General features: G+C 51.5%; 13 protein-coding genes. 8 read left to right on the forward strand and 5 right to left on the reverse strand.

Features of this window, described 5'->3' with window-relative positions; all coding sequences use genetic code 11:
• Positions 1-86: 86 nt before the first annotated feature.
• From ACYQ2L_RS01785 to ACYQ2L_RS01795, 3 genes are all read left to right on the forward strand, one after another.
• Entirely contained in the window at positions 87-1,238 is a 1,152-nt protein-coding gene (locus ACYQ2L_RS01785) for a sensor histidine kinase (RefSeq protein ID WP_460050411.1), read from the forward strand.
• The gene (locus ACYQ2L_RS01790; RefSeq protein ID WP_460050413.1) at positions 1,235-1,861 is read left to right on the forward strand and encodes a response regulator; all 627 of its coding nucleotides are present in this window, start codon (positions 1,235-1,237) and stop codon (positions 1,859-1,861) included. Before ACYQ2L_RS01785 ends, ACYQ2L_RS01790 begins: the two co-directional genes overlap by 4 nt.
• 75 nt (positions 1,862-1,936) lie before the next feature.
• Positions 1,937-3,379: an adenylate/guanylate cyclase domain-containing protein gene (locus ACYQ2L_RS01795; RefSeq protein WP_460050415.1), complete on the forward strand. Its 1,443-nt coding sequence runs from the start codon at positions 1,937-1,939 to the stop codon at positions 3,377-3,379.
• Positions 3,380-3,475: 96 nt separating this feature from the next.
• Here ACYQ2L_RS01795 and ettA read toward each other — a convergent pair whose 3' ends face one another.
• Entirely contained in the window at positions 3,476-5,164 is a 1,689-nt protein-coding gene (gene ettA, locus ACYQ2L_RS01800; protein ID WP_460050417.1) for an energy-dependent translational throttle protein EttA, read from the reverse strand.
• A 99-nt stretch (positions 5,165-5,263) separates the two neighbouring features.
• Between ettA and ACYQ2L_RS01805 the strand changes: the two genes are divergently transcribed.
• On the forward strand, positions 5,264-5,788 hold the full coding sequence (locus ACYQ2L_RS01805; protein ID WP_460050419.1) for a GNAT family N-acetyltransferase: 525 nt from the start codon (positions 5,264-5,266) through the stop codon (positions 5,786-5,788).
• Positions 5,789-5,888: 100 nt separating this feature from the next.
• Positions 5,889-6,116, forward strand: a complete 228-nt coding sequence (locus ACYQ2L_RS01810) for a glutaredoxin family protein (protein WP_460050421.1) — start codon at positions 5,889-5,891, stop codon at positions 6,114-6,116.
• 178 nt (positions 6,117-6,294) lie between these two features.
• Here the strand turns inward: ACYQ2L_RS01810 and ACYQ2L_RS01815 are convergent, their stop codons facing one another.
• Positions 6,295-7,506: an MFS transporter gene (locus tag ACYQ2L_RS01815; protein ID WP_460050423.1), complete on the reverse strand. Its 1,212-nt coding sequence runs from the start codon at positions 7,504-7,506 to the stop codon at positions 6,295-6,297.
• 295 nt (positions 7,507-7,801) lie between these two features.
• On the opposite strand from ACYQ2L_RS01815, the gene ACYQ2L_RS01820 reads away from it, so the two are divergent.
• Both ACYQ2L_RS01820 and ACYQ2L_RS01825 read left to right on the forward strand, forming a co-directional pair.
• Positions 7,802-8,128: a nucleotide pyrophosphohydrolase gene (locus tag ACYQ2L_RS01820; RefSeq protein WP_460050425.1), complete on the forward strand. Its 327-nt coding sequence runs from the start codon at positions 7,802-7,804 to the stop codon at positions 8,126-8,128.
• The gene (locus ACYQ2L_RS01825; protein WP_460050427.1) at positions 8,125-9,762 is read left to right on the forward strand and encodes a DNA/RNA helicase domain-containing protein; all 1,638 of its coding nucleotides are present in this window, start codon (positions 8,125-8,127) and stop codon (positions 9,760-9,762) included. The genes ACYQ2L_RS01820 and ACYQ2L_RS01825 overlap by 4 nt, the downstream gene beginning before the upstream one ends.
• Before the next feature lie 21 nt (positions 9,763-9,783).
• Here ACYQ2L_RS01825 and ACYQ2L_RS01830 read toward each other — a convergent pair whose 3' ends face one another.
• Both ACYQ2L_RS01830 and ACYQ2L_RS01835 read right to left on the reverse strand, forming a co-directional pair.
• On the reverse strand, positions 9,784-10,326 hold the full coding sequence (locus tag ACYQ2L_RS01830; protein WP_460050473.1) for an ATP-binding protein: 543 nt from the start codon (positions 10,324-10,326) through the stop codon (positions 9,784-9,786).
• A complete protein-coding gene (locus ACYQ2L_RS01835) occupies positions 10,254-10,451 on the reverse strand; it encodes an AAA family ATPase (protein WP_460050429.1) in 198 nt (65 codons plus the stop codon). The genes ACYQ2L_RS01830 and ACYQ2L_RS01835 overlap by 73 nt, the downstream gene beginning before the upstream one ends.
• Before the next feature lie 71 nt (positions 10,452-10,522).
• Here ACYQ2L_RS01835 and ACYQ2L_RS01840 point away from each other — a divergent pair, with 71 nt between their 5' ends.
• Entirely contained in the window at positions 10,523-11,542 is a 1,020-nt protein-coding gene (locus ACYQ2L_RS01840) for a putative ABC transporter permease (protein ID WP_460050431.1), read from the forward strand.
• Between the two features lie 12 nt (positions 11,543-11,554).
• On the opposite strand, the gene ACYQ2L_RS01845 is transcribed toward ACYQ2L_RS01840, so the two are convergent.
• Positions 11,555-11,986 (reverse strand): hypothetical protein, encoded by a 432-nt coding sequence (locus ACYQ2L_RS01845; protein WP_460050433.1) that lies wholly within the window; start codon positions 11,984-11,986, stop codon positions 11,555-11,557.
• Between the last annotated feature and the right edge of the window lie 11 nt (positions 11,987-11,997).

Raw genomic sequence — 11,997 nt, forward strand, 5'->3', positions numbered from 1 at the left:
TTGGTATACTGCTTAGTGTCGCTGTTCACTTTCTGAAGTGACAGATGTCACTTTTTACAGTGATTTGAATGCCAGGGGAGGTTAAAATGCAGCTTGTCCGCGAACTGATCGATACAGGAATGCTTCTGCTTCTGAGTCTGGTCGCTGTGTTTGTGTTCTTTCCCGATACCATACCAGCGGCGCCATTTCTGATAAGCCTGGCAGTGCTGGCCTTTCAGTTCTATACCGACCATGAACGTCTGCAGCTCGGACTGCTGCTTCTTTTTATTGGGCTGTGTTTTGCCTTGCCCGTTCTCTGTCTGTTTTCTCCTGCCATGGTCTACAGCGCCTGCCGGAATAAACACTGGAAATGGATGATTCTGCTCCTGCTCCCAGCCTACTATTATCGGGACTTGCTTGGCCCTGCTGTTCTCGCGGTTTCGGCCAGTACGGCCGGTCTGGCTGTCGTTCTACAGAGACGTACCTGGATGATAGAGAACCTTCGTCGGCGATATTTTAATCTGAAGGATGAATCAAGGCTGTTGAATTCCCGGCTGGAAAGCAGACAACAGCAGCTGCTGGATCAACAGGATGCGGAGGTGCATCTGGCCACTATGAAGGAACGCTATCGGATTGCAAGGGACATACACGACAATGTCGGACATTTGCTGTCCAGCGCTCTGCTGCAGGCAGCCGCCTTGCGGACCGCAGCTGCGACTGCAGCTTCGAGTTTCGACGCTTCGGCCCCGGGGCCGGAGCAGCCGCTCGGCCAACAGCTCGCTCAACTGCAGAGCACCCTTGATCAGGCCATGAGCAGCGTACGGGAAAGTGTTCACCATCTGCACGAAACATCAATCAGTCTTGAGGACTATGTCCAGCATCTTCTGGAAGATTTCCGCTTCTGCCCCGTATCCTGCAGTATAGACCTCTACTCTGAACCCGGAAAAGAGCAGAAATATGCTATAATTGCGATTATCAAGGAATCGTTTTCAAACATAATGAAGCATTCAGATGCCGACGAGGTAGTGCTGAGACTCAGGGAGCATCCCGGATTTTATCAGCTCCACATGGAAAACAACGGTAGCAGGAACGATAACAGGACGAGAAATCAGCTTGAAGATATACTGCATCGGGGAATTGGGCTTCGGAACATGCAGGAGCGCGTCGAAACCCTAGGCGGGCAGTTCCGGGTTCAGGTTGACAGCAGATTCTGTCTTTTTATAACACTGCCCAAACAGCGAAGTGGAGAAGCAGGATGATTAGTGTATGTATTGTAGATGACGACCCTCTGGTGGCAGGAGCACTCAAGACCATTGTCAGTGCCGACAGCCGCTGTTCGGTCTGTGCCAGCCTAAACAGTGGAGAAGCATTGCTGGCCTCATACGCGGGCATGAAGCCTGATATTGTGCTTATGGATATACGAATGCAGGGAATCAGCGGAATCGAGGCAGGCCGACAGCTGCTTGCGAAACAGAAAAGCGCCAGAATCCTGTTTCTGACTACCTTTTCCGATGACGAGTATATTATTGAAGCCCTGAAAATGGGAGCCGGTGGCTATATTCTGAAGCAGAACTATGACAGCATTGTCCCGGCCCTGCTGGCAGTACATGCCGGGCAGCGCGTGTTCGGTGATGCGATCGCCGAGAAGCTGCCAGGACTCATGCAGCAGGAGAAGAAGAACAGCTGCGAGGAATACGGTCTGAGTGAACGGGAGTTTCTTATTCTGCAGCGGGTGGCCGATGGTTTGTCGAACAAGGAAATCAGCGAATCTGTGTTTCTCGGCGAAGGCACAGTGCGGAATTATGTCAGCACAATACTTGATAAGCTTGAATTGCGCGATCGGACCCAACTCGCGGTTTTTTACTACCGGAATTTTGTCTGAATAGGTCAGTTCACATAATTTGCATGAATTATGTGAGTGGTATACAGTTGTACAGTTGTATTGGGGGAATCGGTTATGAATACAGAAGCCAGAACAAAACTGGCAGCAATCATGTTCACTGATGTTGTCGGATATTCCCGGCATATGGCAGAGAACGAGGTCACTGCACTGCAGATGTTGGATGAGCATAATAATCTTGTCTTCCCCCTGGTCGAGAAATATGAGGGCAGCATCGTAAAGTCGATCGGTGATGCCTTGCTGGTGGATTTCTCAAGTGCCCGGCAGGCATGTGAATGTGCACTGGCAATACAGAAGGTCCTGAATCACCGGAACAGCCGTTCAGAGCAGGAACTGCTCCTGCGGATCGGGATCCACCTGGGAGATATCTGGTATACCGAGACCGATGTCTTCGGTGACGGGGTGAATGTAGCCTCTCGGCTCGAGGCGCTGGCAGTCCCGGGAGGAATTGTTGTGTCCGGGGATGTGTACCGGCAGGTTTCCAACAAGCTGTCGGTGCCGATGCATGCCCTCGGTGTGCGCAATCTCAAGAATATCAGCAATCCAGTGGAAACCTATGAGCTTGAGACCGGCTGCGAGAAGCGCAGCACACAAAACTCGCCAAATACAGGGTCGAACACAGTGCCGGATACAGGGCAGACCAAGAATGAGAATGATGAACTGAAACAGAAGATTCTCGAGCTCGCAGATATGGGACTGACAAAGGCGTTTGGATCCGGGAAAACGACAGTCAAGCCAGCGGGCGAATCGGTGGGCAGCGAAGGCGGCGAAGCCGAGGCCGGTGCAGGCAGCAGTGCAGGTTCTGAGGGTGCAGGCGGTGCAGGGCGCGCCTCAGCGCAGGCTGCAATCGATGATCCCGGTCTGAGGGTCAAGACAAAACTGATGACAGCCGCTGACAAGTTCATGGACAAGGCAATTCAGGAATGGGAAAAGCAGCCGCAGGAAAAGAAGAACAAGATAATCGAAGGAATAAAAGCTGAAATCAGCTCGGAGATATCCTCTGAACTGGCAGCGGAACTCGATCTGGATTTAGACCTGGGTGACAGCAAGAAGAAGGACTCCGTCTCGGACGCAGCGGGTGAGGTCGGCTTCGGTCTTGCGGTTATAATCGGCACCGGATTCGCATTTTTTTCCGGTGGCTCCTGGTTCTGGCTGATCGGACTCGGGCTGATCGGCGTTCCCAGTTTTACCAAAGGGCTGTCTAAACTATTCCGCCGCCGTGATACACCTGAAAGGCGGCACACTGATGGTACTAAGCCGTCAGCACAAGGCTCAGTCCTGGATCAGAAAGCCAGAGAAAAAGCTGCTCTGAATTGTGCCAGAGAGAACCGCGGACGAATCACCGTGCTGCAGCTTGCCGGCAGTTCGGAACTCTCAATCGATGAGTCCAGAGAAATACTTGAATATCTGGCTTCAAATGAATATGCTCGTCTGAATGTGGATGAGAACGGGCTGCTGTTTTATGAATTTCACGAGTTTATAGAGCGGCTGCCGGAATAGGCAGCCGCTATGAAACCAGGCGCCGGCAGCGTCAGAATCGGTGCACCGGCTGCCGGCGGCAGACTGAGCTTCCGCCGCCGGAATGACTTGTCTGGCCTATCTGGTCAGGCTTCGGTATACGGTTCGGTGCGGTCGGTCTGCTTCTGCTCCGAGACGTTTACGACGGTCTTCCTCGTACTCCGAGTAATTCCCCTCGTACCAGCGCACGTTTGAATCGTTTTCGAATGCCAGAATATGCGTGCAGATGCGGTCCAGGAACCAGCGGTCATGGCTGATTACCACTGCACAGCCGGCAAACTCGTCAAGAGCTTCTTCCAGAGCGCGCATGGTATTTACATCCAGGTCATTGGTCGGCTCATCCAGCAGCAGCACATTGGCCCCGCTTTTGACCATCATCGCCAGATTGACCCGGTTTCGTTCACCGCCTGACAATACGCCCACTTTTTTCTGCTGGTCGGCACCCATAAAGTTGAACCAGGAACAGTACGCCCGGCTGTTTACATCGCGGTTCCCGAGCTTGATAATGTCAGTCCCGTCAGAAAGCTGCTCCCAGATTGTCTTGTCCGGATTCAGCGTCTCTCTGCTCTGATCCACATAGCCCAGAACCACGGTCTCCCCGAGTTTTATCTCGCCTGCATCTGGTTGCTCACTGCCGGTAATCATTTTGAATAGTGTTGTCTTTCCCGCCCCGTTCGGACCGATAATACCCACAACACCACCGGGTGGAAGCTGAAAGCTCAGATCCTCATAGAGCAGCCTGTCGCCGTAGCCCTTCTTGACACCTTCGGCTTCAATAACAATATTACCCAGCCGCGGACCAGCCGGAATAAAGAGATTAAGGTTTTTAGCCCGGTCCCGGGAACCCTCGGAGAGGAGTTTTTCATAGTTTGTAATGCGGCTCTTGGCCTTGGCATGTCGGCCCTTGGGACTCATGTTGACCCATTCAAGTTCCCGTGCCAGCGTCTTCTGCCGCTCACTCTCGCTCTTTTCTTCAACCCTGAGTTTTTCCTGTTTCTGCTTTAACCAGCTTGTGTAATTACCTTTCCAGGGAATGCCTTCGCCGCGGTCAAGTTCGAGAATCCAGCCTGCTACATTGTCGAGGAAGTAGCGGTCATGGGTAACCGCAATAATCGTACCTGGATAGTTCTTGAGGTGACGCTCCAGCCATGCAATACTCTCGGCATCCAGATGGTTGGTCGGCTCATCCAGAAGAAGAATATCCGGCTGTTTCAGAAGCAGACGGCAGAGCGCAACCCGGCGTTTCTCACCCCCGGAGAGATGATCAACCAGCTGATCCGCTGGCGGACAGCGCAATGCATCCATTGCCAGTTCAAGCCGGCTGTCGAGCTCCCAGCCGTCAAGCGCCTCGATGCGCTCCTGAACCTCGCCCTGCCGCTCGAGCAGCTTGTCCATATCTGCATCGGGATCACCGAAGCTCTCGTTGATGCTGTCATATTCAGCCAGCAGATCAACCACTTCCTGTATTCCCTGTGAAACAATTTCCTTGACGGTTTTTCCGTCTTCCAGCTGAGGTTCCTGTTCGAGATAGCCGATCTCGAATCCCTGACTCTTCGAGATTTCCCCGTTGTAGTTGTCATCCAGACCAGCCATGATTTTCAGAAGGGTTGATTTTCCCGAGCCGTTCAGACCGATTACGCCGATCTTGGCTCCGTAGTAGTAGGAAAGGGAAATATCCTTGATTACCTGCTTGGTCCCATGAGTACGGGAAACCTTGTACATTGAATAAATTATCTTCTTGTCTTCGCCATTTGTCGGTGCTGCCATAGGCCGCAGTATAGCAAAAAACAGCCGGACATGACAGGCCTCGCAAATCGCACGAGCATTTATTCCGTGAACCATGTATACTCGTGGAGGGGAGTGAATATGAAGTACTTTGAAAAAATCAGTGGTCAGAGAATATACCTGTCGCCGATTAATCCGGATGACGTAGAAACCTACTGCAAATGGATGAACGATCCTGAGGTGTCCTCGCGGCTCGGCAACATAGCCATGTTGATCGACCTGAAAAAGGAGCGGGAATTTCTTGAAAAACTTGCAAGCAAAGAGTTCAATTTCGCCATAATTCAGCGTGACGAACAGAGACTGATTGGAAACTGCTCTCTCTGCGACCTGAACTACATCTCAGGAACCGCTGAATTCGGCATTTTCATTGGTGAACCGGAAGACCATGGAAACGGTTACGGCAGTGAAGCTGCCCGCTTACTGCTCGATTACGCCTTTGGAATCCTGAACCTACGCAACATCATGCTGAAGGTATTCGCATTTAACGAACTCGCAATCGGCGCGTACCGGAAAGCCGGCTTCAAGGAATTCGGCCGCCGGAGCCAGGCCTATTATCTGAACGGCCAGTATCATGACGTTGTCTACATGCAGGCGACCCGGAGCTGAAACGCAAAGGATTTTGAAATGTGTTGATTTTTCTGATCACTCAGGAGAGTGTTGACTTAGAATCCTGATATATATAAATTATTATATACAGGAGGCTGTTATGGCAGTTAAATTATACACCACCCCTACATGCGGATTTTGTACCCAGATCAAGCGCTACCTGCGTGAAAAGCACGTGCCTTTTACTGAATACGACGTCTCCCGCGATCTGCGCCGGGCAGAGGAAATGATGAAAAAATCCGGCCAGGCCGGAGTACCCGTAATCGATATAAACGGCAAGGTGCTGGTTGGCTTCGACAAGGACAAACTCGAACGCAGCCTTCGATAGCAGAGTGATCTGTGCAGCCCGCTTGATCCAGAAGTCTATAAAATCAAAAAGCTCTAAGTCTCGTGTAAGTAACTACAGCAACATGGCAGATCTGCCATGTTGCTGTAGTTGTTCCCAAGTCAGTTAGAGATTTTGGACAAGAATGGTTCCTGCAGTGCAGTGCCTGCAGACCCTCCGATCATGCCGCCTCGGCAGCCTGCTTCTTCTGTAGTCTGACCATTCGCTGCATTCTCAGCCCGGTAACAAGCGCAGCCGTGAAAAGCAGGCCTGCACCGAGAGCATAGATGAAAGGATCGGCACCCGCTGTAACAATTCTACCATTAATCTGGGTACCGATTCCGCCGCCGACAAACATACCGAAGCTGGCCATGGACATAGCTGTACCACGCATTGCAGGAAGCTGCTTCTGTACACCCATTATCAATGTTGACTGCAAGGCGACAAAAGCGATGCCGAATCCGAAAAAACCTGTCGACAGCAGCAATGAAGCCGTAACAGGACCCGGCAGCAACAGCCCGATGGACATGACCAGCAAGAGCGAAGCAGCACCCAGGGTGCCGAGGACCGGCAGAAATGCAGATCCCAGACGCGGACGAAGTCCGGGCAGCAGTCGCCCGGCGGCTACCGTACCCAAACCGAAGGCAGTTATAATCATTCCAACCAGCAAAATCGGAAACCCGGTAATTGTCTGAACATAATGTCCGGCGTATGAAAAACTGCCGAACACAGCAAATCCTACAAAGAAGATGGTTGCCACGTGCATGAGAAGTTCTGGACGCTTAAAGGCTGCTCGATAGGATCGGGTTAAACTGAAAGATTCTTTTGAAACAGCTTCGATGGGAATAAGCCTTACAACAGCCAAAGCCAACAGCAGCTCGGCTGCACCATAGAGAATATATACCGCCCGCCAGGTGCTGAACTGAGCTAATGCACCTCCGATAAGAGTTGCCGAAGCACCGCCCAGAAACATGAAACCCATTACCTTGGCAATCGCTCCATGTCGCTCTTCGTCGTTGTACATGGTACCGATCAAAGCCATAGTCACCGGAAAAATACCCGCTCCAAAAGCCCCGTTGAAGGAACGGAAAATCACCAGCATAGGGAAGTTGGTGCTGAGCCCGCCCAGAATGGAGAAAACAGCAGTGCCGAAGGCTGCAGTAATAATAATGCGACCCTTGCCGAACTTGTCTGACAGCGGACCGAACAAAATGGTAAACAACCCGAAGGACAGCATATAGGCAGCAACGGTCAGACTGGCCTGACTGATAGCCAGACCCATATCGGCAGCAATACTCACCAACAGAGGTGCTGCTGCATAATTATCACCATTAGCCCAGAAGGCCAGAAAACCCAGTATGAACAATAAGCGGGAACGTGTATCTTTCATCATGCTTGCAATATATTGTGTAATCACTATATTGTCATCTTGATATCTATGGCTGTGCCACATAGATCCAGGACCTGACTCTTGTGGCGATCCACCGCTTTGTTTTCTTTTCCGGAAATGGGAATAACAAGACTTCCAAAGGCAAAGGTACGGGAAGAAATAATTTTCGTTTCTAAACGGGGATCACCGTCATCGAAGGTCAGAACCTGTTTGAGGTTAATGCCTTATTATACCACCACCTGCAAACCTTGACACAGCCCCTGAATGAACTACCATAGTACACAGCAGGGGAGTCAGTATGGACGCACAACAGCTTATGGATCGCATTATCACATTCCGGGATCAGCGGGACTGGCAGCAGTACCACACCAAAGAAAATCTGGCTAAATCCGTCTCGATTGAGGCTGGTGAACTGCTGGAGCTGTTTCAGTGGGGCGAGAACCCGCCAGACGACAAGCTGGCCGATGAGATTGCAGACGTCATGATGTACTGTTTTCTGCTGGCCTCAGAGCTGCAGCAGGATCCGCTGCAGATAATCCAGGACAAGCTGGAGCGAAACGAAAAGAGGTTCCCGGTTGACCGGGTGCGGGGTACCAACGGCAAGGCAACACGGGTTGATTCATGACTGCTAACCGGGTGTTCAGCTACGATTTTGCACCGGCAACCCTGCAGGCGCTGAAGGCTGACAAACGATACCGCAACTGGCCAATAATCTACATACTGGAGAACCGCAAGCATGCCTACATAGGCGAAACCAACAGTGCCATCCGACGTATAGCTACACATCTCAAAGACGAAAGACGAAAAGGCTTTGACAAACTGTATCTCATTAAAGACGAGAAATTCAATAAATCAGCTACGCTTGATCTCGAGTCAACACTTATTGAATATATATCCGGTGATGGCACCTACACCCTGCAGAATAGTAACCGTGGCTTGCGGAATCATAACTACTTTGATCGCGAATACTACGAGGACTTGTTTCGGGAGATATGGGATGAACTCAAGGCTCATAATGTTGTAAGGCATAGTATTCGTGACATCAAGAACAGTGACCTTTTCAAGTATTCTCCCTACAAGGCACTAACCGACGATCAAACAGAAATCGTAGAAAAGCTGGAAGAGATTATTCAGAACCACACAGAATCAAGAAGTATTGTAAGGGGCGAGCCTGGTTCAGGTAAAACCATTCTGGCCATCTACCTGGTAAAATATCTGCTCTCCGATGAATCAACCGCAGGGCTCAAAATCGGAATTGTACTTCCACAGACATCCCTGCGCGAAACCATTCGTCAGATCTTCCGTAACGTAGACGGGCTCAAAAGCAAAATGGTGCTCGGCCCCAACGATGTGGTGAACGACACACAGCAGTTCGATGTTCTGATTGTAGACGAGGCTCACCGCTTAACCCAGCGTCGGAACCTGGCAAATTATTCTACCTTCGACAAAGCTGCCGGGAAACTCGGCCTGGATTCAGAAGTAAGCGATCAACTGGACTGGATCCTGCAGAAATCCGCACATACTATCCTGCTGTACGATGGGAATCAAAGCGTCAAACCCTCGGACGTCGCCCCTTCCAGATTCAAGGAACTGGAAAAGCAGGCCAACAAGTTTGTGCTGGAGTCTCAAATGCGGGTCCTCGCTGGAGACCGTTATACCGGCTACATAGATGCCGTGCTGCGGCAGAAAGCACCAGAGATCTGTCGCTTTCAAGGCTATGACCTCCGCTTGTACACCCGCCTGGACCGCATGGTCGCCGATATCCAGGAGCTGAACGAGCAGCATGGTCTGTGCCGACTCGTCGCCGGCTTCGCATGGGAATGGAAGAGCCGGGAGAATCCAGATATTTATGACATCAAAATCGAAAATTGCCGGCTGAAGTGGAACGCCACCACCAAAAACTGGATCAACAGTCCAAATGCTCACAAGGAAGTCGGATGCATTCACACCGTCCAGGGCTATGACATGAACTACACAGCCGTCATAATCGGCCCCGAAATAACCCTTGAACGAGGCCAACTCCGGTTCCACCCCGAACGCTACAAGGACCGCTACGGCAAACACAGCTCGCTCACCCCCACCGAGATGGTAGACTACATCCTGAACATCTATAAAACCCTCATGACCAGAGGTATCAGGGGTACCTTCGTTTATGCCTGCGACCCAGACCTCAGCGCGTATCTGTCCCGATACATACCGGTTTATACCCCGGATATAATCGACCAGGCAGCAGAATCAACACCTGATTACGGGAAGTAGCAGTAGAGATTCAACAACAGGTTACTGATTCTTCTGGTCTTCCCAGGGCATTTTGTGCGTGTAGGGCAGTGCCTGAAAGCTGTCAAAGTCCAGTGCATCGGTGCCTCCGTACAGGACGAATCCTTTTTGTGCTTTGGCCGTGATTTTCTGAAAATACCGGATACCTTTCGAGAAATCCTTGTGCCAGGTGCGCGATGATTTTATCTCGATCGGGATTAATGCCCGCTGGTGCTCGATAATGAGGTCAACTTCATTTTGATTATGATCTCTCCAGAAGTACAGCCGTGCCGGACGCTGGTGATTGACTTGTCTTTTCAGTATCTCCAGCACTACCAGATTCTCAAACAGGCTTCCAGCAAGGGGATCCCGAAATACCTGATCCGTGGTTTCAACACCCAGGAGCCAGCAAGCTAAACCAATGTCGACAAAATACAGTTTGGGTGATTTAACCACACGCTTGCCGAAGTTTTCGTAGTATGGCGGAATTAGGGTTACAACAAATGAGGCTTCAAGAATAGAGAGCCAGTTTGCCAGACTTGTCGAGGATACTCCAGATTCACATATCGATGCGCAGGAAAAAGCTCTCTGACAAGGGTTGTTTTTCCTGATTGCCGAGGTCCGATAAGCGTCAACACCGGGTACTGCCCGGCTTCGGTCAGTACGGTTCTGGCAATACTACGTTGTATCATGCGTCAAGTGTATGACAGATTCACCATAATAACACTTTCCAGGGTCATGCTGCCGGGGTACAATAAGGGCCATGGTACTGTTTGGAGACGAAACCTCGCTGCTGCTGCAGCTGTGGGCGGTGTTTACGGCTGGTTCGGTGCTGGGCTGGCTACTGGAATTGGGGTATCGCAGCGGCAAGGCCAGGCGGCTGGTGAATCCAGGTCTACTGCATGGGCCACTGGTACCGCTGTACGGCTTCGGGCTGCTGCTGGTCCTCGGTGGGTATGAACTAACGGATGAGTACGGATTTCTGGGTACGGCATTGCTGCTTAGCCTGGCGGCTACCCTGATGGAGTATGTGACCGGGGCATTGCTGGAGTCACTGCTGGGAGTTCGGCTGTGGGATTATCGCGATCGTCCATTGAATCTGCAGGGGAGGGTGTGTTTCCAGTTTTCGCTGTATTGGTTTGTTCTGGTCGGACTGGTACTGATCGGGTTGGATGCCCTGGCAATGTTCGCCGGTGAGTGGCGGCTGGAGCTGTCGGGGCCCGGCTGGCGTACAGCAGCCGTGCTGTCTTCGGGCTATATTATGGTGGATGTGCTATTGAGCTGGGTATCCCTATCACGTCTGCGGACAGCCCTGCGCGAGCTACGTGTGCGCGTGGCGCAGGAGCAGGCAGAACTACGCAGGTTGCCACAGTTGGTACAGCATCAGCTGCAGCGCCGGCTACGTCATCTGCTGTTCTGGTCGCGGCGCTTTCCAGCGCTGGGTCAGGAGCTGCTGCGAACCCTGCCGCATCCGGGCCGACCAGGTATTTACCGCCTGGTTCCAGAGGAGTTCCGCCTGTCGCGGCGGCTACAGCAGCGTCATAAGCGACTGCTGGACTGGGCGAATGCGGAAGCTGCTGCCCGGGAGCGCGAGCTGTCGGAGCGACAGCAGCGGCTGATGGATCATCTGGCAGCGGCCAGCGTGGTATCGCCGGTGCGGGGGCGAAGGGTTATTCTGGCGGTGCTGGATCCGGATGATCCTGTTCATGGAGTCAATAACCTGCGGGTTTCCGAGCGCTTGCTTGTCAATCTGATTAAAAGTCGCGAATCATCTCCGGCATGACTGAACGTATACCTACAAAATGAAGTGCATAATCAAGGAAAAAGTAAACAACAGCATAAAACCCGAAATCATCCTGCTCAGTGTTCGGGAATACCCCACCGGACTGATCCTGCCCATAGCATCCAGCTTTTTGATGATCGGATGCAGAGTAACAAAGTAGATTCCAATCGAAACAACGGTGGCAATAACACTATATATTTTCAGGGTTTCATCGCCCTGGAACAAAATAACCAGTAATAAAGCTATGAAAATAAGTTTACAATTGGCTACCCAATTTACCAGATATCTGGCAAACAATTGCCGTGAGCTATCCTCCTGGCTCTCTTCCCACTCCTTGAACACAGCCATGCTGTTCCCGTGGCGAAAGTCCGGCTTGAAATACATGACAAGCACATTTGACAGCTCCAGGACGACAAAAATAATAATAGCAAAGTCCAGAAACATAGCGATACTCC

The sequence above is a fragment of the Spirochaeta dissipatitropha genome (assembly GCF_054657935.1).